Origin of the sequence: Chroococcidiopsis sp. SAG 2025, from assembly GCF_032860985.1 — a bacterium.
Taxonomy (GTDB): Bacteria; Cyanobacteriota; Cyanobacteriia; order Cyanobacteriales; family Chroococcidiopsidaceae; genus Chroococcidiopsis.
Window position 1 is genome coordinate 5351798 of sequence record NZ_JAOCNC010000001.1, and the last position, 23831, is coordinate 5375628.

Consider the following 23831-nt stretch of genomic DNA (forward strand, 5'->3'; position numbering starts at 1 on the left):
CTACAGAATACCTCAAACTGAGCGATCGTCACGATACTTCACCTTTAGAACTACTCTTCCAATGCTGTCAATTGTAATCCCACTTTTCAACGAAGAAGAGAACATTCCGAAGCTCTACGAGCGTATCGTTAGTGCTTCTCCTACTTGGAATTCTGCGTTTGAAGCCATCCTCGTAGATGATGGAAGTACCGATCGAACTCTTTCTCTTTTACGCAAACTCTATCAAAAAGATTCACGTTTTAAGTATATTAGTTTTTCTCGTAACTTTGGTCATCAAACAGCTGTCAGTGCAGGTCTTCGTTATACAACTGGCGATGTGATAGCTGTCATGGATGCTGACTTGCAAGATCCTCCTGAAGAACTTTACCGCTTTTTAGATAAGTGGCGGCAAGGATATCAAGTAGTTTACGGAGTTAGAACTAAAAGAAAAGAAAATATCTTCAAACGCTCTGCTTACTACATTTTTTACCGCATACTAGCGTGGTGTTCGTCTATTAAGATCCCCTTAGATTCAGGAGATTTTTGCATTATGGATAGAACCATCGTGGATTGGTTGAATGTCATGCCCGAACGCAATCGTTTTGTCCGAGGACTGCGCTCTTGGATAGGTTATCGGCAAATTGGTATTCCATACGAACGACATAAGCGTTTTGCTGGAGAGGTAAAATATACGTTTCACAAACTTTTGCGTCTTGCTCTGGATGGCATGATCGACTTCTCCTATCGACCTTTACAAGTTAGTGGCGTTTTTGGTCTATTCATTTGTTTCTTTTCCTTAGTAAGTATTGTATTCTTCTTCCTTCATCGAATTTTAGGATTTAGGATTTTCGGCTATTCTCCCCAAGATGTACCAGGCTTTACATCTTTAATTTTAGCGACTTTATTTCTTGGAGGCGCTCAACTAACAACGCTGGGACTTTTTGGTGAGTATCTAGGGCGAATTTTTGATGAGGTGAAACAACGTCCACTCTATATTGTTAAAGAACAGGATGGTTTTGAAACTAAAAAAGAGGCTTACAATACTGCGACACTTCTCCCAGGAGATATTAGAATTTGAAACGCAATTCACTAGTTTGGCTAGGGTGGTTAATTAGTTTTATTTTTCTCTATTTTGTTTTCCGTAGATTGGATTGGGTATCGGTAATAGAGGCTTTCAATAAAGTTTCTTTATCCACTCTCATAACGATGGTAGGAGTGTATTGTTTAGGATTCATCATCAGAGCGTGGCGCTGGAAATTTTTACTTCCTCATAGAGTTTCTATGGGTGACTCTTTGGGTGCAGTAGTTTTAGGATATGGAGCCAATAATATCTTACCAGCTCGTTTAGGTGAAATTGTTAGGGCGCAGGCGATCGGTAAAAGTTGTCAAATTAGTCGCTCTTTTGCTTTAGCCAGTATCCTAACCGAACGTATTTTTGATGGTTTAGTGCTAGTAGGATTGTTATATTTAGCAACGAGAGATAGTAGCATTCCTACGTGGGTTTCATCAGTAGGAGTTTTAGGACTCACTATCTTTGGAGGAGCGTTAACAATAGTCATGCTTTTAACTTTGACTCGTTCTCTATGGGATACAAAAACTAATATTTTACCTTCAACAAAGTTACAAAGTTTTCTACAGCAGTTTGCCAAAGGATTAACATTAGTGTGGCGAACTCCATTCCTTCCTTTAACTATATTGGGATTGAGCCTTACTATTTGGTTAGTGGAGGGCATCGTTTTCCATATTGCTATTCAAGCTTTTGAACTTGAAGTGCCACTAACAGCTCCCTTATTTGTAATGGGGTTAGTCAATTTAGGCATCCTAGCTCCAACTGCTCCAGGATATTTAGGAGCTTTTCAATATTTTGGAACACTAGCTCTAAATGTTTGGCAAGTGCCATCAGAAACAGCTTTAGCCTGTATTGTAGTAATTCATGCCTGTCAGTATTTACCTATAACAATCTGGGGATTGAGCTACATTCCTTACTTTGGCTTTACGTCATTAACAAAGCTGAAAAGCGAAATCGAGTAAACCTAGCTTTTACGTAAAGCAATTTTAGACTGCAATTACAAAGTCCGAATAATTCAATCTATATCTAAATAACAAAAAGAGATTTGAACAAAGCAATGAATCTATTAATTATCGGAGGTGGTGCAACTGGCTTAGCATCTGCCTACATCGCAGCTAAACGTGGTGAAAAAGTAACTTTATTAGAGGCTTCTAGTAAGCTAGGAGGACTATTATCAACTTTTGACATTGGAGGAACAAAGCTCGAATGCTTTTATCATCATTTTTTTACTCACGACGCAGAGATTAACTGGCTACTAAAAGAACTAAATCTTTCTCAAGATGTGCAATTTGTTGAAACAAAAATGGGCATGTATCGTTATGGAAATATTCATCCTTTCACAACAACAAAAGATTTATTACAATTTCCCAAATTAAGCTTATTAGATAAAATTCGCTTTGGGCTAACTAGTTTATTTCTATCTAAACAAAGAAAGTGGCAAAAATATGAAAATATTTCTGCTTTAGAGTGGTTTTATAAGTGGGCAGGGAAACGGGTTACCAATACTATTTGGTATCCAATGCTTGAAATTAAATTTGGTGAATACGCCGCTAAGATTCCACTCGCTTGGATGATTGGACGAATGACACAGAGGTTGAAATCTCGCTCCAAAGGAAAAGAAAAACTAGGATATTTGAAGGGAAGTCTACAAAGATTAGTTGATGCGCTTGAGGTTAAACTTAGAAAAAAAAAGTAATTATTTTCAAAAAATACTCCAGTCACAGAGCTACTCTTCGAGAACGATCGCGTCATAGGGTAAAAACTCCTCAAGGAGAGTTTAGAGCTGATAAAATATTAGTCACTATCCCCACGACTTATTTAGCTAAACTCATTCCAAACAAATTTTCTAACTATCGCACACAGCTAGAAAGAATTGAATATTTTGGGGCTATCTGCGTCGTTGTTGTTACAGAAAAACCTTTAAGTAACATCTATTGGTTAAATGTCGGAGATCCTGGTTTTGATTTTGGAGGTGTAATCGAGCAAACGAACCTTTTATCACCAAAGGAATATCAAGGGTTACACGTCACGTATTTATCTAGATATGCTACTTGGAGGGAGCCAATATTATCTAAAAGCGATCCAGAAATTATTAGTCTTTTTAAGAAACAGCTACAGTCAATTTATCCCGATATAGAAACTAAAGGAATTAAAGATATCCAAGTCTTTCGCACAAAAACAGCTGCTACGGTTTGCGATAAAAATTTTTCTGACAAGATTCCAGCTTAAAAGTCCAATTCCCAATCTTTATATAGCTAGCATGGCACACGTATATCCAGATGAAAGGAGCGTAAATAATAGTATAAAAGTAGCACTCAATGCAGATGCTGTATTGCAAATTTCTTAAAACTAATTCAAATCAAGTTAATTTAAACTAAAACCTTCTAATAAAAAAATAATTTCCGATTCAATATCAAAGGAAGAAATGAATATTTCACTTAATTTTAAGCGTCATAAAGAGAGTTTTGCTCTCATCATTTTATTAGTTATTGCTTTTTTTTCTCTTCTTTTCCTTGGTCACTTTATGGGATGAATTGAGAGATTCAGCTTTATACTTTCATCTTGGCAATAGATTACTTCATAATGACTTTCCCTACAGAGACTATGTATTTCAAGTAGGTTTTATACCTATTATTATCTTTGACGCTTTCTTCCAAAATATTTTAGGTCAAAGTTACTATGCTAGCTTGTTCGCCGCTTTTATAGTTAAGGCGACTAATTTGCTAGTTTATTATTTTATATTTCGTCAATTTTCATCTCAGGTTATATCAGTAGCTCTTTGTAGTGGATTTGCCTTGATGAACTCTTCACTAGTTCACTGGAGTACTTCTTATGTATACTTATTTTTGTCGATTTCCGCTCTTTTTATTATTCTTGGGTTAAACAAGCTAGAAAAAGGAAGTTCTACTTTATCATTTCTATATATTGCTATTTCTGGATTCTCTCTTGCTCTCGTTATAGGAGCGCGTCAGAGCAATGGAACCCTTTGCATATTAGTAACATTAGGAGTTATCTTAATTTATTCCTTACGGAGTCCAAAAAAAATATTTACGTACTCTAACTACTCCTTTTATTTCAGGTTTTCTATTAGGTTTAGGAGCATTAGTTTTATTCTTAGCTCTGAATCAAGCACTTCTCCCAGCCTTTCAACAACTTTTTTAGATGCATCTGAGAAAAAGAGAGTTGGTGGTTTTGCTGCATTAATAGATGTTTTCTTAGGTGGTCTTAAATTTGATTCTTCTATTAAAGAAATTATTAAAGTTGTTGTGATTCCTATTTTATTATCTGCAATAGTTTTTAAATTAATTCAGTACCCGATCAAAGCAAATTCTAAATATAATGTAAATTTAATTGGGATATTGCTACTTCCTTCACTATTACTGATTGGAATTAGTATTTCACTGATAGACCATTTAATAAATACCCATAATTTACCAACTATAATTGCTAGTACAGCTTTTATTCACCTACGATTTACCAAGTACATTCTTTAGCTTCGCTCTTTTAGGAAGTTGTATTTTTCCTAAATCCAGTCAGAAACTTTTAGGAGTATCAGAGCCAATTTTTCCCTTACTAATAGCTCTCACTCTCGGCTCAACCTGGGCTATGCAGATGTCGTGGCCTGGCAGAGCATATTTAGACTCTGTAATGTTGATGCCACTAATTATCATAACTACATTAATGTCATCTAAGGTTCCTACTTCCTGGAAAAAAAGCTTTTGTTTACTATTTCTTGTAATTACAGTCATTGTATTCACCGTGTCTCAAATAGGAGGATTTAGTAACAAGGGTTTACATGGGGATGTTCGCTATTCTCTAGATTCACCAATGACAAAATTTATTAAATTTCCAGAAGATAACTGTTGCTTTCTCAATGCTACGTCAAAATATTAAACCAGGTGAATCTTGTTTTATCTATGGTTCAGCACCTGTTCTTTATACCTTATTAAAGTGTAAAAATCCAACATTAGTCGATACTACATATAGTGATTTTTATACTTTAAACAATATTAAAAAGCCATTGCTTCACTTAGAAAAAATCCTCCAAAATGGGTTATTAGTACAGTTGGCGCTCGTCCAATTGATGATAATTTTGACGGCTCGCCAGATTTCTATGGCGTATTTAACCAAGCAGGTCCAAAGGAGTTACATGGATTCATCAAAGAATTCATTAAAGACTACCAACTAGTAAGTACAGTAAGAGATTTATTTCCCAATGGTAAAGATTTGAAAAGCAAAGATCTTGATGATATCCTCGATCTACGTTTATACAGATATATAAAAGAAGATTAATTTTTTTTTTTAAAACTACGTGCCAAATCGAAGTTTTTCCTACTATTAAATAGATTTTTCTAGTAAAGTGTATTTTACTAAATAGCTCGTCGCTTTTATCCTTGCAATCTCGTTACTAAGATAAAAGTATGGCAATAACAGTCGTATTTTTAGGTAACTCTTATTTGCGATCGCCATCATTATTAAAAATTAATACTTATAATTTCCGATGCTTATTGAATTTATCGTCTTGACAAGATCCATAGACTAGAATTAAACTAATCTATAGTAAACTGTAAGTACAAGTTTCTGTCTTAACTTTAGATATTATCAAGCGTAATTCAGTTGCATAAAAGGTTATTTTGAAGCACGAGATCGATATTTGCGAAGTATGCTTCCGATAAATGCTTTTGATAAAGTTCTCAATTGCTTCAAAACTTTAAAAAATAATATCTATTAGTGTCGCTGCTACTAAGTTTAGGTATTAAATCTATACGAGCCAGTAATTATAAAAGAAAAAACTATAACAGTATAGATGTATAAAACAACTTGAGTAGTTTTTGCCATCTATAAAATAATTAACTGGAATTTTTAACTAAAGACATCAGTAGCTTGCTCGCCAAAGCAGAAACGTTACTTAGTCATCTTCAGATGACTGAGTTTAAAGTAGTTATTTCAAAAAAAAGGAATTGCTTATGTATGTCGATACCTAGCAATATCTTCTGTATCACCTTTATTTTCCAATTCTATACAACAGACGACTATTTTTAATAAGTCAACCTCATCTCAAGCACTAAATATCTTCTAAAACAAGGTTGTTAACAATGATTGAAGTATTGGCAGGAGCGATAATTCTCTATTCTACTTTTGAACGAAGCCCGACTTCTGAAGGCTGGATAACTCGTGGTTCTGGTGCTAGTTGGGTCATTGGGGGTACATCTGGCACTCGCTCCATTCGAGTTCAGCATCCTGGTCCTACAAACTACACATTTGATGATGCATGGTCGAGTCCTCTACTAAATACTACTCCCCTGCAATGGTATCGGCTCTCGTTCAACAGTAAAGCTCCTGGAACGACTAATAACCCCGGAAGTGTCGGTTATGGATATTGGTCAGCGACATTCTATGACAAGCAAACTGGCAACCAATTACCAGATGCTACATTCTCTAGTGTTTTTCAGTCGAACAACTGGGTGCATAATGAATTTCGTTTCCGAACCAAAGCTACTGTTGGAGCGAACGGGAACCTACTACCAGTTCAAATGAGAATCAATTTTCACTCGCTCGGTTCGCAGCCTCTTTTTATTGATGATATTACCGTACAGGCAACGACTTCCCAAGAAGTAGCACAGTGGGCTGACGGAATTTATAATAGCTTTTCTGCCAAACTGAATTATGTTCCCAAAGCCAGCCGATGGCAACGTATTCCGCTCACGATGCAAAAGTTACGGAATGGGCAGAATCTCCGCATCGTTATGCTCGGAGACAGCATTCAGAATGATACAGCAACAGCACCTATCGATGTCTTTTTAGAACGCGAGTATCCTGGTAGTAAAGTTGAAATTATCCCTTCTGTAATAGGTGGTACGGGGGTTCAGTACTATAAAACTTGCGTGCAGAATTGCATACTGAAATATAAGCCAGATCTGCTGATAATTGGAGGAATCAGCAATGGCAATAACATGAGTGATTTCCAAAGCGTGGTTAACCAAGTGAGAGCTAGCGATCGCGTCACTAACCACAAAACCGAGATCTTGTTGTTGACGAAAGCATGGAGTCCTAACAACTATCCTAACCCAATTGACTATCAACTGAATCCAAGTATTAAGGAACTCGATCAAAATCCGACAAATAATACGACAATTCCTAACGATTATCGCGGTAACTTATTGTGGTTTGCTTATGCAAATAATCTAGAATACCTGGACATGACAGGAATTCAAAGTGAGTTTATCTATGGACCAGCTACCGCTGCTGGTCTCGGTTCACCAGACGCTAACGGTAATCCATATAGCATTTGGATGCGTGATAATTACCACTTAAATGATTATGGAAAACAAATACTAGGAAGGATATTGGAGACATACTTCAGTCTATAAATCTATTGTATTAAATACGAGCGGGTAAAAAGTCTGACAGCGATCGCAAAACTTGAAATCTGTACGAGCGATCGGCTAGCTTTCGCGATCGTGCTTCTACAGCCATCCTACTCCATTAGTGGTAGATCTCGATACAGATGCAGCAGGCACTCAGCTGTACCGTAAAGCATTATGACAACTCTATATGCGAGCGATAACAAAAGCTACAGAATTGAAAATTATTATGAAATAAAAAAGTTACATGCAAGTAAATGATGTAGTAGAAACAGATTCGCTCAAGCGAGTGTTTGGATTGCCAACTCTGGTTGTCTATGGAGTAGGTGACATTCTGGGTGCGGGAATTTATGCAGTAGTCGGCAAAATTGCCGGACTTTCCGGTACTTTGGTTTGGGCTTCGTTCTTGACCGCTATGATTGTCGCGGCATTCACCGCTTTAAGTTACGCCGAACTGGGCAGTCGATTTCCACAAAGTGGTGGAGTCGCCTGTTTTGTCCACAGGGCATTTCGCATTGACTGGCTCTCAATCTTAGTTGGCTGGTTAATGTTTTGTACCTGCTTAGTCTCGATGGCAACGCTGTCGAAAGCGTTTGCTGGCTATCTCAACGCTTTTGCACCAGCTATTCCAGATTGGCTGATTATCCTAGCGCTTTTTTCTGTGCTGGCATATGTCAATTTCAGAGGCATGAAGGAATCCTCGGCGCTGAATATCTTTTGCACCTCTGTCGAGGTTTCGGGTCTTGCGATCGTCATTTTGGTTTCAACCTTGTTTTTGAGCGGTGGTGGCACGGTTAATCCTGCTGCTGTTCCCAACGCGCCAGCAATCGGTTGGACGGCAGTGATTCAGGGAGCAGCACTGGCTTTCTATGCCTTCATTGGATTTGAGGATATTGTCAATGTGGCGGAAGAAGTTAAAAATCCCGAACGCAACGTACCAAGAGCAATCTTACTGGCTTTGGCGATCGCGGGTGTCGTCTATATACTCGTCTCCTGGCTGGCGATTCAAGTACTTAATCCATCAGAGCTTGCCGCTTCCAGCGCTCCGCTACTGGATGTCGTGCGTCGAGCGCAGCCCAATTTTCCCCAGGTCATTTTTACAATCATTGCTCTATTTGCCGTACTCAATACGGCGCTGCTCAATTTTGTCACAGCATCGCGGCTGCTGTTTGGAATGTCGCGTGAAGGATTGCTACCAGCTTGGTTAGGAAAATTACATCGACGTAGAGCCACGCCTTATCGAACGCTGATAGTCATTTTACCCATTGCCATTTTTCTGGCGCTCTCTGGGACACTGCAATTTTTAGCAGGAACCACTGCCACCTTGATTCTGGCAATGTTTTGTCTGGTCAACCTCTCGCTGCTGTCGATTAAACGTCGAGACCCTGAAACTAATGGGTTTCGGGTTCCCTTGATAATTCCGGCGATCGCATTACTGTTCGATCTCGTTTTGGTGGCTTTTGCTTCTCCTGCAAGTCACATTTTGGCGTTGATATTTGCAGGAATTGGAATGCTCCTAATTCTGATCCAAAAGGCTTTCAGAAAAGGACACATACCAAGCACTTAGTTTACAAATTAGTTTGCAAAAAGGCGATCGCTCGATCGTCACAGGAATTACGCACTTGAATTTGCAGATGTCGATCCACTAACCCCCTGACAAAGGGGGCTTTGCTTCCCGCTTGTAATTTAGAACAGGACTACCGCGTAAAAGTGGAGGCGATCGCATTAGCCTAACGCGATATTCAATGATTTGCCCAACTTTACCACCTATCAGTACAGCACTCATGTCCACGGTCAAGATCTTGAGGATGTGGTCGCATTACGAATAAGTGCGATCGCCTACCATCGTAGTACATCAATACCACTGAAAGATTATAGATTTGAGTCAATGCCTGTTTCAAGCATTCACTTTAGAGAGATAATTAATATATGTTGACCAAATGCAAATTGTTCTGGTCACTGGTAACAGGTCACTGGTCACTGTCTAATGACTTCTGTAGCTGCAATTTATTTCTTTGAAGGGATTCCCGAAGAACTGAGTAACGTTAGCTTGCGCCGCGATCGCCGTTCGGGAGTTCGGTCGGTTTTACTGCGCTTTGAGCAACTCAAATCTTTGGAAAGATTCAATAGTTTTACCAAAAAATTCAATAACTTCGTGCGTTTAGTCGATGAAGAAGGTGAAATTCAAGTCACGCCTGACTCGACAAAATTCATTTTTGGTGGCATGGATGGAGATGAATTTCAACGCCTAGATTGTACATTTGCGATCGAGCAAGAAGACCACTGGGAGAGATTTATGCGGTTTATGAATCGCTACGCTGAGGCTAACGGTATGGCTTTCAGCGAATCAAAGAAATAGAATAAGGGCGCATAGCTGCGCCCTTACTAAGTAACGTAATCACACTCCCCAAGTTTATGAAAGTAGCAATTACTGGAGCCACTGGATTTGTTGGTAGTCGTTTAGTCGAACGACTCAAAACGGACGGTCATCAAGTTGTCGTTTTTAGTCGCAACGTCAATAAGGCAGAAAACGTATTTCCTAAATCTACTTTTCCAAATGTAGAAATTATTGCCTATACACCAACAGAATCGGGTGCGTGGCAAGATGCGATCGCGGGTTGTGATGGCGTAGTCAACTTAACCGGAGAACCAATTGGTGAAGGACGCTGGACACCCCAACGCAAACAAGAAATTCTCAATAGTCGTAAGCTAGGAACGCAAAAAGTTGTCGAGGCGATCGCCAAAGCAAATCCCAAACCCAGCGTGTTAGTCAATACCTCTGCCATTGGTTATTACGGTACGAGCGAAACTGCTACATTTGATGAATCCAGTCCTGCGGGTAATGATTTCCTTGCCCAAGTCTGCCAAGAGTGGGAGGCAGAGGCGCAGAAAGTCAAGGAATTGGGAACGCGGTTAGTGATTTTGCGCTTTGGAATTGTCTTGGGAATGGGAGGTGCGATCGCCAAAATGATTACTCCCTTCAAACTTTTTGCTGGTGGTCCCATCGGTAGCGGTCGCCAGTGGTTTTCATGGATTCATCGCGATGACTTGGTAAACTTAATTATCGAAGCATTGACAAAACCGGAAATGGAAGGAGTATTCAATGCTACAGCTCCTAATCCAGTGCGGATGTCAGAGTTAGCCCAAGCAATGGGAGAAGTGATGCAGCGTCCCTCCTGGTTGCCCGTCCCCAACTTTGCGATCGAGGCATTATTAGGAGAAGGCGCGATCGTGGTTTTAGAAGGTCAGCAGGTTTTACCCAAACGCACTCAAGCATCGGGTTTCAATTATCAATATGCCAGCGTCAAAGAAGCATTAAAAACAATTGTATAGTTGCGATTGAAATAGACGCGCTATAGCCTGAAATTACTCGGTAGATCTCTAGCTGGATCGGGGGTAAAAGGACGATGTTCGAGATCGAAAACTCTCCTTTGAAATTCTGCTTGAATTGGTTGGGCAAAAGTTTTCGTTTGCTCGATTTCGTATAGCGCTCTGGTAATATCTGTATTAAATTCTGCTCTTTGCCGCTCGTTCCTTGCTTCTAACTCAGCTCCTGATTCTCCTTGTAACCGCAACTGAGTTTCGGAAAGATCGAAAATCGGTTCTTCCTCCGAACGTGCGGGTTGGGCGATCGCCAGTGATGCGATCGCCAGCACTGCTGTCAGTAATCCTGCTAACCTCATAGCTTTTCCTCCTTACAGCGATGTAGCGTTTAGCTGTCTGGTGCGATCGAGCGAATATTTGTATTATAACGTTGAGATTAATTCGCCTTTTCAGAGAAAAAATAACGTTGCATTAGCGTAGTGATGGCGATCGCCAAAGCCAAAATCAAAGCAATTGCTGCGGCATAACCCATATCCAAGCTTTTAAAAGCATATTGATAAATCAGCAGTACAACTGTCAATGTCGAGTTATCGGGACCACCCGTACCGCGAGAGAAAATATATGATTGATCGAATAATTGGAATGTACCAACAATCCCCATCACGACAACAAAAAATGTGACGGATTTTAAACTTGGTAGAGTAATATAAAATAATTTATCCCACCAACTTGCGCCATCAATTGCTGCTGCTTCGTAAAGACTTTCAGGAATATCTTGTAAAGCAGCTAGATAAATCACCATGAATAAAGGTGCTGTTGACCAAATGTTCATGATTGTAATTGCTTTTAAGGCAACATTTGGATCGCCAATCCAGTTATAAGTTGGTAAACCTAAAAAAGCCAGAACGCTATTTATTAAACCATTTGAATTATACATCCACAAAAATATTATCGTTAAGACTGCCGAGGAAGTCACTGTCGGCATGAAAAAAATAATTCTAAACCAATTTTTACCTTTGAGATTAGCATTTAGAATTAAAGCCAAGCCGAGAGCAATTATAGTTTGAATTGGTACGACGATCGCCACATATTCAACCGTATTTCTGAGGGCAATCCACACGCGATCGTCATTGAGGAGGCGAGTAAAGTTTTTGAAGCCGTTGAATCTGTAGGTAAATTCTCCTAAAATCTGAATTTTATAAAAAGCTAGAACTAAAGCAATCAGAATAGGTAGAAGTACAAACAATCCTAAAATAATAATTGTAGGAGCCATGAAAATATATCCAGACAAAGCATTTTTTGGCTGAGGCTGATTTTTAAAAACGCGAAGATCTCTCACTCTAATCCCTAGTTTTACTTTGATAAGGCTATTTCTTTATTAGCAGTTTTCTGCGCTTTTTTCATTGCCGATGCTAGGCTTTGCTGACCGATTATGGCACTAACAAATTGATTGTTAAAATTGTTGAGAATAATCGGTAGATCTTCATTTAATTGCCAAATAGTAGCATATTCAGCTCCAGCAGTAAAAGGTGAATAAAGAGGATTGCGATCGGATTGTAGGGCATCAGTTACAGATTTACGGGTAGGAAATACAGAACCTTGACTCGTCCAGGCTTGCATTCCCTCTTGTCCAGTTAAGTAAGAGATTAATTCCCAGGCTGCTGCTTTATGTTTCGATTTTTGATTCATCACATAGGCAACTGTATAAGCCATTGTGCCTTTTTTCTGGTTAATAGTTGGGACTTCAGCAGTGGCATACTCAAGCTGAGGAAAAGTCTCTTTTAAATAAGGAATTAACCAAGGACCGTCGATCGCCATTGCGACCTTTTCTTGACCAAACATTTCACCTGCTGAATTTGTACCAACATCAGAAGGTTGAGCCGCCGATCGATCTAAGCGATATAAATCTACTAATAATTGTAGACCTTTTAAACTTTCTGGCTCGGCAAATGCAACATTTCCATTCGTGTCGATCAACTTTCCCCCAAAAGCTTGGATAATAAAAACTTGACGGGCAAGTTCTGGAACTAAAGCAAAACCATATTGATCGACTCTTCCATCTCGATCGCGATCGACGGTTAATTTTTTAGCATATTCTCGCAATTGCTCCCAAGTTTGAGGTGGTTGAGAGAGACCGACAGACTCAAAAGCTTTTTTATTATAAAATAGGGCAAGGGTAGAATAATCTTTAGGTAAACCGTAAATAATTTGCTCTTGTTGAAATGCCTGAAGAAATTGAGGATAAAAATCTGCTAAATTGAATTTTTCAGAAATATAACTATTTAGCGGCTCTAATACCCCAGGAAGCATAATTTCTGGAGCAGCAAAAGCTTCTAAATAAAATACATCTGCGGCTGTTTCGCCAATCAACCTGGTTTTCATCACATCCATATATTCGTCAGCGATCGCATCATATTTCACCTTGATGCGTGGATGTTTGACTTCAAAATCTCTCAAAACCTTTTGCAGCAGTTGTTTTTCATTCAGATTACTCCAACCGCTAAGAGTGATGGTAACAACTCCAGGTTGAGCTAGCTGTTGAGCGGTCATGCAACCAGTAAAAGCGATCGTCCCAACTAGGAATAGAATCAGAAATAACCAGACTTTTCTAAACACAGTATGGCAGACTGAAGTAATGCTCTTATTCCAATAAATTATCCAATTTTAGCAACGAAGAGCGTGTTTCGACACTCTACAGAACTCACAGTAGCATAGCTTTCTAGCTCGGAGAATTCAAAGGGAGCAGGGAGTAGGGAGTAGGGAGCAAGGAACTTATGCATGAATGCGCCCTTTCAAGAAAGCGCGGAGTCCCTACTGTCTCGTTGCAAGTAATTCCCGGGCATAATTATTTGTTATGAGGTGTGCTTGTATCCCCCAACTAAATTTTTTTATAGATCGCTGCTCCCTGCTCCCTGTTCCCTACTCCCTGTATTTGGTCAATTACCGTTCAAAACATCCTAACTAGTTTCTAGCAACCTCTCTCTTGATAGAAGCTACACGCTGCCCAACCCATTTATAAGTATCTTGTAACACTACATAAATAAAGTTGCATTACCTCATGGCTGACCTTTTAGAAACTGCTGCCAACGCGGGAAACTTCAAAACTTTGGTAAAGGCTGTTGATGCTCTTGAACTAAAAGAAACTCTTGGGAGTCCCGGCATTTTTACAATTTTTGCCCCAACTGACGAAGCCTTCGCCAAACTGCCAGAGGGAACTTTAGATTCGCTGCTGCAAGATCTGCCTAAACTGAAAAAAATTGTGACTTATCATATTGCTTTTGGCGACGTGAGATCTGATGATTTGGCACAAATTGACGAAGTAGAGACAGTTGAAGGGTCAGTCTTAGCAATTGAGTCAGCTAACGGTACAGTCAAAGTTAACAATGCCAGCATCCTCAAAACTGACATCGTGACTGATAACGGCACGATTCACACGATTGATGCAGTGTTGATGCCTGCAATCGTGGCAGGACACTAAGAGTTTTTAGCCAAAGATTACATTGGTTGAACGCCAGGAATCCAGTCAGTCCCTGCCAGGGGAAGACGTGCCATAGCAGCAGCTTCGATCGTTAACGCGACTAGATCTTCCCGTTCTAAGTGATGCACGTTTTGCTTACCGCAAGCACGGGCGATCGTGGTTAGTTCCATATTTAGAGTTTGCAGGTAGTTTTTGACTCGCCGAGCGCCAACTTCCGGTTCTAGGCGTTTTTCCAAAATTTCGTCTTGGGTTGTCACTCCTACAGGACACTTTCCGGTGTGGCAGTGGTGGCAGTATCCTGGTGCTGTGCCGATCGCCGCGTAGTCTTCGATTGCCGAATGATGCGTCCCCTTTTGCACATAAGTCTCGCTATTGCAGCCCAACGCCATCAGAATTGCTTGACCGATCGAAACCGCATCTGCTCCCATCGCGATCGCTTTGGCAACATCGGCTCCCGTGCGAATGCCACCTGAGACGATCAGTTGTACCTCGCCTTTCATATTCATATCTTCTAGGGCATCCACTGCCTGCCGCACTGCTGCCAGGGTGGGAATGCCGACGTGTTCGATAAATACTGTCTGTGTCGCCGCCGTACCCCCTTGCATCCCATCGACAACCACGACATCCGCTCCAGCATGAACCGCCAGCTTGACATCGTGGAAAGTTCGTACTGCACCCACTTTGACAAAAATCGGTTTTTCCCAATCGGTCAATTCGCGTAATTGCTGAATTTTGATGGTTAAATCGTCGGGACCCGTCCAATCGGGGTGACGACAGGCAGAGCGTTGATCGACTCCCTCTGGTAAAGTCCGCATCTCGGCAACACGGGGATTAATCTTCTGTCCGAGTAACATCCCGCCACCACCTGGTTTTGCCCCTTGACCCACAACAATTTCGATCGCATCGGCTTTGCGCACGTCGTCCGGGTTGAAGCCGTAGCGGGAGGGCAGACATTGATAAATTAAGGTTTTTGAAGACAGCCGTTCCTCCGGTGTCATGCCCCCATCCCCAGTCGTGGTAGAAGTTCCGACTGCGGTTGCCGCACGTCCCAGGGCTTCCTTGACATTAGCCGATAGCGAGCCAAAACTCATCCCCGCGATCGTGATGGGAATCTCCAATTCGAGCGGCTTCTTGGCGTAGCGAGTGCCGAGAATCGTTTTGGTGGTGCATTTTTCTCGATAGCCTTCTAAAGGATAACGAGTCATGGACGCGCCTAGAAACACCAGATCGTCAAAATGCGGCAATCGACGTTTTGCGCCCAAACCGCGAATTTCGTAAAGACCGTGTGCCGCTGCGTTTTGAATGTAGTTGAGGATGCGGCGATCGTAACCCCAAGATTCTTCGCGAGAGATGGATTGATGCGATGAAGGGTGTGGGGTGTGGGGTGTGGGGTGGGGGGTGTAGTGAGTGGTTAGTCATAACTACTGTCTTCACTGATAACTGGTCACTGGTCAGGAGTCACTGGAATGCGGAGTCACTGGTCACTGCATCCGCATTCCAGTGATAGAGTTGTTTGGCGGAAGCAACTCGTTGGAAATCTTGGGGATTGTGAGAGAAACCTGCTTTTGCTAATAGCTCGGCTACCGTTGCATAATCGGCTTCAGACATGGGTTCTATTCGAGCATCAGCACCGAGCGATTTAATCTCGCCTCGGACGTAAATTACGGCTTCGTAAAGCGAATCTCCCAATGCTTCCCCTGCATTCCCACAAACTACGATCCGTCCAGCCTGCGCCATGAATGCGGCAAAGCTGCCAACGCTACCACCGACAACAATATCTGCTCCTTTTAGAGAAATGCCGCAACGCAGACTAGCATCGCCATCAATAATTAATAACCCCCCGTGGGCGGAGGCTCCAGCAGAAACCGAGGCAAAGCCTTTGACATGCACCCGACCGGACATCATATTTTCAGCAACACCCGTTCCCACATTTCCGGCGATCGTTACGTTTGCTAGCTGGTTCATGCTTGCCGCATAGTAGCCTGCATGACCGAGGATTTTTACCTCAACTGAGGCATTCAGTCCCACCGCAATATTATGCGCTCCATCGGGGTTGAGGATCTCGATAGCTTGTCCTCCAGTTTGAGTGAGGTTGTGATGCAGGTAGTGGTTGACTGCACGTAGTGGTGTTTGGGCGAGGTCAAAAGTGACACATTCCATAGTGGCATCAGTTACACCATCCATATGTATAACTCCTCCGGTGCGGGTTCGTAGAGGTGAGCGTTTTTGACATCGGGTAGGTGAGCTAGAGAGCGAAATTCAGAGGCGATCGCCACATAATTATCAGTTTCCGCCACAACTGCTGGTTTACAAGCAAAGGCATCTCGTACGAGCGCGAGTTTGTCCGCCGTTCCTATCAGAAATGTATAAAAGCCGTCTAACTCGACAAAGCCTTGTTTGATGGCAGTTTCCAGATCGTCCCCTTCCCGCATCCGCCATTCGAGAAAGCGACAAGCTGCTTCCGTGTCGTTGTCGGTTTCAAAGTGAATGCCAAGCGGTTCTAAGCGACGACGAATCGAGTAAGGATTGGAAAGAGAACCGTTATGCACCAGGCAAAAATCTTCTCCCGCCGTAAACGGGTGTGCGCGATCGGGAGTCACTGCTGATTCTGTTGCCATGCGCGTATGGGCGATCGCGTGGGAACCTTTCAGTGCTGAGAAATTATAGCGATCGGCTACCATTGCCGGTTTCCCCGTGTCTTTGTAGAGATCGATCGTCCGACCTGTTGACAGCAGGTGTAGATGTGGATATTTAGCTTTGAGCCATTGCTTGACGCGATCGGGTTCTCGATCCGAAATTAGTACTGCCCGATTGCCATTGATTTGAATCTCAGATGCACTCGTGAAAGATGCTTGAAACGATCGCCCCAAACTTTCCCAATCGAATTTGTCTTTTGAATAGAGGCTGTATTTGCGCTGCGGCTCTGGCAGGGTAGCAGTAAATACGGCAAGTCCAGCAGAGTCGGGTCCGCGATCGCTCATGCCAATCAACATGGGAACCATGAGTTCGCCGAGCGATTCTCGCCATTCTGGTTTTTTAATCAGTAGTCCGACAATTCCACACACGATTGCACCTAATTTATTTACTAGAAAAACTCCAAATAACGTTCCACTTCCCACTGCGAAACATGACGCATATATTCCACCCATTCCATTCGTTTCAAGTTAATAAATTCGTCTGCTAGCAGCCCCAACGCACCTTTAATGACTTCATCCGATTCCAGAGCAGCGATCGCTTCGTGTAAACTCTGGGGTAAAGTGCGAATACCCTTGTCTTTCAGGTCTGCCTCAGATAGATCGTACAAATTCAAGTTATAGGGTTCGCCAGGATCGATTTCTTTATCGATGCCATCTAATCCAGCGGCGATCGCGGCAGCAGTAGCGAGATAAGGATTGCAGGAGCCATCGGCAAGGCGCAGTTCTAAACGTCCGCTCGGAATCCGTACCATGCTGGAACGATTGTTGTCGCCGTAGGTGATGTAAGCTGGTGCCCAAGTTGCACCGCTGAGCGATCGCCCCACGACGAGCCGCTTATAAGAATTGATCGTTGGGGCGCAGATGGCAGTGAGTGCGCCTGCGTGGGTAAGTAAGCCACCCAGAAAATGATACGCCAGTTTCGAGAGTCCTAAACGGCGCGAGTCGCTGTCGTCAGCAAACAGATTCGAGTTGCCATCGCTCAGTGACATATGAATGTGCATTCCCGTCCCCGTGCGGTTGGCAAACGGTTTCGGCATGAACGAGCAAATCAGTCCCAGTTCTTTAGCAATTTCTGACGCTGCCATTTTGAAAAAGATGTAGCGATCGGCAGTCGTAAGGCAATCGGTGTAAGTATAGTTAATCTCAAACTGCCCGTTGGCATCTTCGTGGTCGATTTGATAAATGTCAAACCCAGCCGTTTGCAGTTGAGTGACGAGTTTTTCTAGAAAGACCGCACTGCGCGATAGTCCGCGAAAGTCATAGCAGGGTTTCTCTAAGGTATCGGTAGCATCAAACGGATGAATCTGTCCTCGTTCGTCTTTACGGAGTAAAGCAAATTCTGGCTCGACTCCCGTATTGAGCATCCAGCCTCGCTGCTGCAACCGCTCGATCTGCTGCATCAAGATATAACGAGCATCGTAAGGGTAAGGTTCGCCTTTAACGTGACCAACACAGGCAATTCGGGCAAATCCAGGCATCCAGGGGACGAGAGATAAAGTCGAGAGATCTCCGACTGCCATGTAATCTGGACTGTGCGGCTCCATACCCAATCCCCACACTGCAAACCCGGCGAATCCGGCTCCTGGATGCAAAATATCTTCAAAGTGAGTCACGGGTACGGCTTTCGTTTTGGCAACTCCGTGAATGTCGACAAATTGCGCCAGCACGAACTTGACTTGATGCGATTCGAGAAATGTTTTGGCTGCTGCTAAATTCATCCGCTTGGCTCCAGGTTGACTCAATCTGTTCAAATTCCACGAATAGAGTAGCTTTGTCACAAAAATGATTCTGTGCCGATCGCGCCACCTCCTAACTCTGTAGCAATTTGAATCAGGGTTTGCCAGAAATACGTGCCAAACGTGCGATCGCACCAAATCCGATAGTAACGTCCCTCGCCACCTGGAATCACTGTCACGGCGACTCCAATCGCATTAGTCAAAACGACCGGACGATCGCCAAGCGATAATGCCTGAAAATTAAAACTACAGGTTTGGCGTAAAAGATCGTTGACGCGATCGCCCACTAACCCCAGTGCCAGATCTTGTCGCAAAACTGGGTAAACTTTTGCGGGAGGAGACTTACAGGCAGTTGCTAGCTGGGGAGCGATCGCGCTGTTGATGCTATCTTCGATCAGAAATTCTGTCAGTCCTAACTTGGCAATAATCCCCCCTGCGGGTAAGGGATGCCAAGTATTCGGGCGATCGGGAATTGGTAGTCCCCACTTGACTAACCACTCGGCTGCATGAGTTCCTTTCACGCCAAAGCGGGTCAGACAAGACAAATCGGCAATTCCCAACATAGAGGCAGACTGGCGATCGCCTGGTAGCGTGACTAAGGAGGGCATACCGTTGATGTCGCGCCACGCACCGTTAAGCGACTGGAGTGAATCGTGAATTGGACTCAGACGCAAGGGAGTCTTCATGCGATTGCCTCCTGGGGTTGTGCTGTTTCTTGCTGGCGTTCGTTTTCAGGGTCGTAGAACGGTGTAGAACTGACTGTTGCCGTCACGATCGCACCATCAGAGAGACGAATCGAAATCTCATTACCAATCTCCGCCCTTTCTGGTTTAACGTAGGCGAGTCCGATATACTGCTGGAGCGTGGGACTAAATGCAACACTGGTGACGCGACCTGCAATTTCACCGCGATCGATGACTAAATGACACTCTTGCGGTGCAGTACCTTGAAAGTTAGGGTCGAGCGTAAAACCAACTAACTTTTGGGCGATTGGTTGTTCGGTAACGGCTTGCAAGCTGCGCTGACCGATGAAAAACGGCTTATCCAATTTAACCGCCCATCCCAAACTAGCCTCCCTCGGAGTAGTCAAACCATCGGTATCTTGACCGACAATTAAATGCCCTTTTTCGAGTCGTAATAGCCGCTGTGCTTCCACGCCAAAGGGCGCAATACCGTAAGCCTCACCTGCGACAAACAGAGCATCCCAAACAGCCGCAGCCGACTCAGCCGCGACGTGAATTTCGTAACCCCACTCACCCACAAAACCAACTCGGATTAATATTGCCTCAATTCCAGCCACCAACGCTTCTCGTACTGCTAGATAGGGAAAAGCAGCACTGGAAAGATCGCAATCTGTTAGCTGCGCCAAGACATCGCGAGCATAAACTCCAGCAAGATTAATTGCCGATCGCGCCCCAGTTAGATTGACCAAGCCGCAATCTAACCCCCACATGGTATTCAGCCGCGATAGTTCTCGGTAAATCGTCGCTGCACCGGAAGTTGTTGTCGTGAAATAAAAATGCTCGACTCCCAGTCGCGCAATGACACCATCGTCAATAATTACGCCTGTCTCGTCTAGCATCAGTGCATAGCGCGACATCCCTAATTTCAAATTGCTGTAGCGTCCGGTGTAAACTCGCTCTAAAAACTCGGCAGCATCCGCCCCGCGCAATTCTAATTTTCCTAACGTCCCAACATCGATCGCCCCTACGCGAGTCCGCACGGCTGCGACTTCAGCCCGAATGCAATCTTCGCGGCTCTTTCCAGGTTGGGTGTAATATTCTGGTCGTCGCCACAATCCTGCCAACATAAACTCAGCGCCCAAGGCAGCATGACGACTATGCAAAGGAGTGTAACGCTCTGGAGTAAAGCCCCGTCCGGCTAAGTGCGATAAGGGAACTGGATGAAAGAACGGTCGAGCCGTGGTCGTACCGACTTCACCAGGAGATTTACCTGTAATGCGTGCCAAAATTCGCAAGGCATTCATATTAGAATGCTTGCCCTGGCTCGGTCCCATGCCTACGGTGGTAAAGCGCTTCAGCAATTCAATATTGTCAAATCCTTCCTGAATGGCGTTGGGAAAATCTTTGAACTGAAGATCTTCATCAAAATCGACAAAGTTCTTACCTGCTGGATGTTCCACGATCGCCCACGGATGCGAGGGGGATTCTGTGCTGGGAGACGTAGCACAATCGACTGATTCTGTCAAGCCCAGAAAAGCAGTCGCCTCCAATCCAGCCCGACGACCATCCTGTAATTTTCGTTCGTACTCGTACACCCCATTTACACGTCCGCAAGCAAAAACACCCGCAGGTAAGCGATCGGGAACGAACTGCTGTAAGTCTTCATCGAAGCGCATCTTCGTTCCAGCTTGGTAGAGCAAATTTGCTGCACCTGCCCAGCCGACACTCATAATAATCCCATCACAGGCGATCGCTTGTTTGAATTCTGTTTGCGGTTTGCCGTTGGCATCAAGCGGACAAATTACTGCACCCGAAACGCCATCGCTGGCTGGATTCGTTTTGGCTTCATAAATGCAATGGCTGGTAAAAATGGGAATACCGAGCGTTCGTAAGGCTTGAGTTGTTGGGTTAGTCGTGTAAGTCGGACGTAAATCCGCGATCGCCTTCACCTCAACGCCGTGTTCTGCTAAATCTAAAGCAGCCTGATAACCGTCACTATTTGCCGTCAATACCACGGCTCGCTGCATCGGTTTGACGGCATAGCGATAAATTAATCGTTGCGCTGCCGAAGCTAACATCACCCCTGGTAAATCGTTATTGCGAAACACGGCTGGCTGTTCGTATGCCCCATTTGCCATGATGACCGTCTTTGCTCGCATTTTTGTGAGGCGTTCTCGATCGACCAATGGAACCCAGTTATCCGCGTAATACGCAGCAGCTACCGTTTCGGTGTAGAGACGGATGCGATCGCAGTTTTTAACTGCTTCTATCAATTCGTTTGTCTGCGTCAACCATCTACCAGAACCACCTGCTCGTGCGTTTTCATCCACAATGACAACATCTGCCCCCGCATCGGCTGCGGCTAACGCTGCGGACAATCCTGCTACGCCTGCGCCAATGACTAGTACGTCGCAAAAATCATACTGCTTTGCCGTGCGAATGTGCGGTGTGGAAACATCAACTTTGCCTAATCCGCTCAGATTGCGAATCGCGCGTTCCCAGAAAGGAAAGAGTCGTTTGTGATGAAAGGCTTTGTAGTAAAACCCGACTGGAAGCAGAGGGGAGAAAAAATCTAAAATGCTGTGGCGATCGCCCATCACCCCACCATTCGTATTCACCGCATAGAGTGACATTCCCGCCTCTAATGGCGTAATATCGGCTCGGAGGTTGAGCTGTTGCCCATTTTGCATCAGAGCATTAATATCACGATCTGCCAAACTCAAAATTCCGCGCGGACGATGGTATTTAAAACTGCGTCCCAACACTCGTTGTCCGGCAGCCCATAACGCACTCGCGATCGTGTCTCCGGCATAACCCCAAAAGCGATTTCCTTCAAAGGTGAAATCAATCCGCTGGCTGCGATCGATCCATTCACTGGAGATGGGCGGTAGGCGATTGCTCATGCCATATTCTCCTTACCGGATCGATAGATATAGATAAGTCCGCAAGATCTCATCGGTCAGTGTATTGCGCTCGGCAATAAACCAGGTATTACTTGGCGTATGACACCACCATTCCTGTTTAATTCCAGGTACGCTAGTGCGGTTAAATACGTACTCTGCCCACGTTTGGTCATCAACTGTTTGCGGATCTGGCATAGAGCGGACTTCCCCGCCATAGATAAACTCAGAAATAGGTCTCGTTCCGTTAATCGGACAGGTCATCATTTTCATCGTTAATGCCCCACTGATGCTGCACCCTTTTCACCCACCAACGCATAATTTTTGAAGCGCTCGAGGGAGAATTTCGCAATTAATTCGTGATTGCGATCGCTTGCTACGGTATATGCCATCGTTTTGCCACACACCGGAGTTGCCTTAAAACCCCAAGTCCCCCACCCAGCATCGAGATAAAATCCGGCGATCGCAGTTTTGCCCATAATAGGGGCAAAGTCAGGAGTCATATCTGCCATACCCGCCCATTGCCGCACGATCTTAACGTGAGAGAGAAACGGAAAGAGTTGAAGCATATGCGCTGCTAGCCCTTCCGCAAAATCTAGGGTCGATCGCGTGGAATGCAATTCATACGGATCGAGAGATGCTCCCATGACTAACTCCCCGCGTGCGGTTTGACTAACGTAGACGTGCAGGCTACCCGAAACAATAATTGGATCGAGCCAGGGTTTCATTGGTTCGCTGACCATTGCTTGGAGTGGATGGACGTACAAGGGTGATCGCAGCCCTACCATTTGCAACAGGCGGGGTGTAAATCCGGCAACCGCACACAGTACTCGTGGTGTAGAAATCGTCCCTTTGGTGGTCTGTACTCCGGTTACTTTGCCCAATTCAACGTTAATTCCCAAGACTTCGGTTTGCTGGTGAATCTCAACCCCCCGCCGATCCGCACCGCGACCGTAGCCCCACGCCACAGCATCGTGACGGGCAATACTCCCCGGTGCGTGATACAGCGCACCCATCACCGGAGTGCCACCACACGTCAAATCTATGTGCGGGCAAGCTTTTTTAATTTCATTCGGTTCGACTAATTCGCTCTCAATCCCAAAATGCTTGTTCACCTCCGCTCGCCAGCGCATTGTTCTGAGCGCAGAGTCAGTATGAGCTAGCGTGAAATGTCCCCGCGTGGAATAAAACAAATTCAAATCGAAATCCTGCGCTAAATCTTGCCACAGTTGCACCGATTCATCGTAAAACTTTACGCCTTCTGGGGTGAGATAGTTGGAGCGAATAATCGTCGTGTTGCGTCCCGTGTTCCCGCCACCGAGATAACCTTTTTCAAGAACAGCTATATCGGTCATGCCGTAATCTCGCGCCAGATAATAAGCGGCTGCCAGTCCGTGTCCGCCTGCACCAATGATGACAGCATCGTAGTTCGGTTTGAGGCGATCGCGATGGCGGAACATTGCGGGTTCTGGATGCTGCTTCGCCAGCGCAAATTTCAGCAGATTTAAAGGCATCTTAAGTTTCCTGACAGGAAGCTTTGCTGAATATCATGCATCAAAGATTTCTGGGTGTCAACAAAGTTTCCTGCTATGATTCAAGAC

At 44.0% G+C, this 23831-nt stretch carries 22 protein-coding genes; 10 read left to right on the forward strand and 12 right to left on the reverse strand.

All coding sequences use genetic code 11. From position 1 onward, the window contains the following. Positions 1 to 61: 61 nt before the first annotated feature. The 7 genes from N4J56_RS26370 to N4J56_RS26395 all read left to right on the forward strand — a co-directional run bounded on the left by N4J56_RS26370 (position 62) and on the right by N4J56_RS26395 (position 8980). Entirely contained in the window at positions 62 to 1057 is a 996-nt protein-coding gene (locus N4J56_RS26370) for a glycosyltransferase family 2 protein (protein WP_317109137.1), read from the forward strand. Continuing rightward, on the forward strand, positions 1054 to 2010 hold the full coding sequence (locus tag N4J56_RS26375; protein ID WP_317109138.1) for a lysylphosphatidylglycerol synthase transmembrane domain-containing protein: 957 nt from the start codon (positions 1054 to 1056) through the stop codon (positions 2008 to 2010). Before N4J56_RS26370 ends, N4J56_RS26375 begins: the two co-directional genes overlap by 4 nt. Before the next feature lie 95 nt (positions 2011 to 2105). Further along, positions 2106 to 2744 (forward strand): FAD-dependent oxidoreductase, encoded by a 639-nt coding sequence (locus tag N4J56_RS26380; RefSeq protein ID WP_317109139.1) that lies wholly within the window; start codon positions 2106 to 2108, stop codon positions 2742 to 2744. 95 nt (positions 2745 to 2839) lie between these two features. Beyond that, positions 2840 to 3277, forward strand: a complete 438-nt coding sequence (locus tag N4J56_RS41310) for a hypothetical protein (RefSeq protein WP_410500595.1) — start codon at positions 2840 to 2842, stop codon at positions 3275 to 3277. Positions 3278 to 3561: 284 nt separating this feature from the next. Continuing rightward, positions 3562 to 4542 carry a hypothetical protein gene (locus N4J56_RS26385; RefSeq protein WP_317109140.1) on the forward strand — a complete coding sequence of 327 codons (981 nt, stop codon included), beginning with the start codon at positions 3562 to 3564 and terminating at the stop codon, positions 4540 to 4542. A 1602-nt stretch (positions 4543 to 6144) separates the two neighbouring features. Next, a complete protein-coding gene (locus tag N4J56_RS26390; protein ID WP_317109141.1) occupies positions 6145 to 7419 on the forward strand; it encodes a hypothetical protein in 1275 nt (424 codons plus the stop codon). 241 nt (positions 7420 to 7660) lie between these two features. Then, on the forward strand, positions 7661 to 8980 hold the full coding sequence (locus N4J56_RS26395; protein ID WP_317109142.1) for an APC family permease: 1320 nt from the start codon (positions 7661 to 7663) through the stop codon (positions 8978 to 8980). 78 nt (positions 8981 to 9058) lie between these two features. On the opposite strand, the gene N4J56_RS26400 is transcribed toward N4J56_RS26395, so the two are convergent. After that, complete coding sequence (locus tag N4J56_RS26400) at positions 9059 to 9199, reverse strand: hypothetical protein (RefSeq protein ID WP_317109143.1); 141 nt, start codon at positions 9197 to 9199, stop codon at positions 9059 to 9061. A gap of 201 nt (positions 9200 to 9400) precedes the next feature. On the opposite strand from N4J56_RS26400, the gene psb28 reads away from it, so the two are divergent. Both psb28 and N4J56_RS26410 read left to right on the forward strand, forming a co-directional pair. Further along, complete coding sequence (gene psb28, locus N4J56_RS26405; RefSeq protein WP_317109144.1) at positions 9401 to 9772, forward strand: photosystem II reaction center protein Psb28; 372 nt, start codon at positions 9401 to 9403, stop codon at positions 9770 to 9772. A gap of 56 nt (positions 9773 to 9828) precedes the next feature. Next, complete coding sequence (locus N4J56_RS26410) at positions 9829 to 10746, forward strand: TIGR01777 family oxidoreductase (protein WP_317109145.1); 918 nt, start codon at positions 9829 to 9831, stop codon at positions 10744 to 10746. A 20-nt stretch (positions 10747 to 10766) separates the two neighbouring features. On the opposite strand, the gene N4J56_RS26415 is transcribed toward N4J56_RS26410, so the two are convergent. The 3 genes from N4J56_RS26415 to N4J56_RS26425 all read right to left on the reverse strand — a co-directional run bounded on the left by N4J56_RS26415 (position 10767) and on the right by N4J56_RS26425 (position 13353). Continuing rightward, positions 10767 to 11096: a hypothetical protein gene (locus N4J56_RS26415; RefSeq protein ID WP_317109146.1), complete on the reverse strand. Its 330-nt coding sequence runs from the start codon at positions 11094 to 11096 to the stop codon at positions 10767 to 10769. Between the two features lie 77 nt (positions 11097 to 11173). After that, positions 11174 to 12010 (reverse strand): sugar ABC transporter permease, encoded by an 837-nt coding sequence (locus N4J56_RS26420; RefSeq protein WP_317109147.1) that lies wholly within the window; start codon positions 12008 to 12010, stop codon positions 11174 to 11176. A gap of 80 nt (positions 12011 to 12090) precedes the next feature. Beyond that, positions 12091 to 13353 carry an ABC transporter substrate-binding protein gene (locus N4J56_RS26425; RefSeq protein ID WP_317109148.1) on the reverse strand — a complete coding sequence of 421 codons (1263 nt, stop codon included), beginning with the start codon at positions 13351 to 13353 and terminating at the stop codon, positions 12091 to 12093. 442 nt (positions 13354 to 13795) lie between these two features. On the opposite strand from N4J56_RS26425, the gene N4J56_RS26430 reads away from it, so the two are divergent. Then, complete coding sequence (locus N4J56_RS26430) at positions 13796 to 14215, forward strand: fasciclin domain-containing protein (RefSeq protein WP_317109149.1); 420 nt, start codon at positions 13796 to 13798, stop codon at positions 14213 to 14215. 17 nt (positions 14216 to 14232) lie between these two features. On the opposite strand, the gene N4J56_RS26435 is transcribed toward N4J56_RS26430, so the two are convergent. The 8 genes from N4J56_RS26435 to N4J56_RS26470 form a co-directional block, all read right to left on the reverse strand. Next, positions 14233 to 15477 carry an FMN-binding glutamate synthase family protein gene (locus N4J56_RS26435; RefSeq protein WP_317109150.1) on the reverse strand — a complete coding sequence of 415 codons (1245 nt, stop codon included), beginning with the start codon at positions 15475 to 15477 and terminating at the stop codon, positions 14233 to 14235. Positions 15478 to 15673: 196 nt separating this feature from the next. Continuing rightward, the gene (locus tag N4J56_RS26440; RefSeq protein ID WP_410500596.1) at positions 15674 to 16375 is read right to left on the reverse strand and encodes a protein glxC; all 702 of its coding nucleotides are present in this window, start codon (positions 16373 to 16375) and stop codon (positions 15674 to 15676) included. An 11-nt stretch (positions 16376 to 16386) separates the two neighbouring features. Next, the gene (locus tag N4J56_RS26445; RefSeq protein ID WP_410500374.1) at positions 16387 to 17280 is read right to left on the reverse strand and encodes a class II glutamine amidotransferase; all 894 of its coding nucleotides are present in this window, start codon (positions 17278 to 17280) and stop codon (positions 16387 to 16389) included. Positions 17281 to 17300: 20 nt separating this feature from the next. Beyond that, complete coding sequence (gene glnT, locus N4J56_RS26450; RefSeq protein ID WP_410500597.1) at positions 17301 to 18629, reverse strand: type III glutamate--ammonia ligase; 1329 nt, start codon at positions 18627 to 18629, stop codon at positions 17301 to 17303. A 56-nt stretch (positions 18630 to 18685) separates the two neighbouring features. After that, positions 18686 to 19333, reverse strand: a complete 648-nt coding sequence (locus N4J56_RS26455) for a methylglutamate dehydrogenase (RefSeq protein ID WP_317109154.1) — start codon at positions 19331 to 19333, stop codon at positions 18686 to 18688. Beyond that, positions 19330 to 22233: an FAD-dependent oxidoreductase gene (locus tag N4J56_RS26460; protein WP_317109155.1), complete on the reverse strand. Its 2904-nt coding sequence runs from the start codon at positions 22231 to 22233 to the stop codon at positions 19330 to 19332. Before N4J56_RS26460 ends, N4J56_RS26455 begins: the two co-directional genes overlap by 4 nt. A 12-nt stretch (positions 22234 to 22245) precedes the next feature. After that, a complete protein-coding gene (locus N4J56_RS26465; RefSeq protein ID WP_317109156.1) occupies positions 22246 to 22503 on the reverse strand; it encodes a sarcosine oxidase subunit delta in 258 nt (85 codons plus the stop codon). 2 nt (positions 22504 to 22505) lie between these two features. Beyond that, the gene (locus N4J56_RS26470; RefSeq protein WP_317109157.1) at positions 22506 to 23744 is read right to left on the reverse strand and encodes an FAD-dependent oxidoreductase; all 1239 of its coding nucleotides are present in this window, start codon (positions 23742 to 23744) and stop codon (positions 22506 to 22508) included. Positions 23745 to 23831 lie beyond the last annotated feature (87 nt).

What these genes read in the sequence shown, in the direction of transcription:
- N4J56_RS26400 (WP_317109143.1), bottom strand. Translation starts at nt 9,199, where the DNA reads ATGAGTGCTGTACTGATAGGTGGTAAAGTTGGGCAAATCATTGAATAT.
- N4J56_RS26440 (WP_410500596.1), bottom strand. Translation starts at nt 16,375, where the DNA reads ATGGAATGTGTCACTTTTGACCTCGCCCAAACACCACTACGTGCAGTC.
- N4J56_RS26465 (WP_317109156.1), bottom strand. Translation starts at nt 22,503, where the DNA reads ATGAAAATGATGACCTGTCCGATTAACGGAACGAGACCTATTTCTGAG.
- N4J56_RS26415 (WP_317109146.1), bottom strand. Translation starts at nt 11,096, where the DNA reads ATGAGGTTAGCAGGATTACTGACAGCAGTGCTGGCGATCGCATCACTG.
- N4J56_RS26430 (WP_317109149.1), top strand. Translation starts at nt 13,796, where the DNA reads ATGGCTGACCTTTTAGAAACTGCTGCCAACGCGGGAAACTTCAAAACT.
- N4J56_RS26380 (WP_317109139.1), top strand. Translation starts at nt 2,106, where the DNA reads ATGAATCTATTAATTATCGGAGGTGGTGCAACTGGCTTAGCATCTGCC.
- N4J56_RS26390 (WP_317109141.1), top strand. Translation starts at nt 6,145, where the DNA reads ATGATTGAAGTATTGGCAGGAGCGATAATTCTCTATTCTACTTTTGAA.
- N4J56_RS26420 (WP_317109147.1), bottom strand. Translation starts at nt 12,010, where the DNA reads ATGGCTCCTACAATTATTATTTTAGGATTGTTTGTACTTCTACCTATT.
- psb28 (WP_317109144.1), top strand. Translation starts at nt 9,401, where the DNA reads ATGACTTCTGTAGCTGCAATTTATTTCTTTGAAGGGATTCCCGAAGAA.
- N4J56_RS26370 (WP_317109137.1), top strand. Translation starts at nt 62, where the DNA reads ATGCTGTCAATTGTAATCCCACTTTTCAACGAAGAAGAGAACATTCCG.
- N4J56_RS26455 (WP_317109154.1), bottom strand. Translation starts at nt 19,333, where the DNA reads ATGAAGACTCCCTTGCGTCTGAGTCCAATTCACGATTCACTCCAGTCG.
- glnT (WP_410500597.1), bottom strand. Translation starts at nt 18,629, where the DNA reads ATGAATTTAGCAGCAGCCAAAACATTTCTCGAATCGCATCAAGTCAAG.
- N4J56_RS26460 (WP_317109155.1), bottom strand. Translation starts at nt 22,233, where the DNA reads ATGAGCAATCGCCTACCGCCCATCTCCAGTGAATGGATCGATCGCAGC.
- N4J56_RS26410 (WP_317109145.1), top strand. Translation starts at nt 9,829, where the DNA reads ATGAAAGTAGCAATTACTGGAGCCACTGGATTTGTTGGTAGTCGTTTA.
- N4J56_RS26395 (WP_317109142.1), top strand. Translation starts at nt 7,661, where the DNA reads ATGCAAGTAAATGATGTAGTAGAAACAGATTCGCTCAAGCGAGTGTTT.
- N4J56_RS26470 (WP_317109157.1), bottom strand. Translation starts at nt 23,744, where the DNA reads ATGCCTTTAAATCTGCTGAAATTTGCGCTGGCGAAGCAGCATCCAGAA.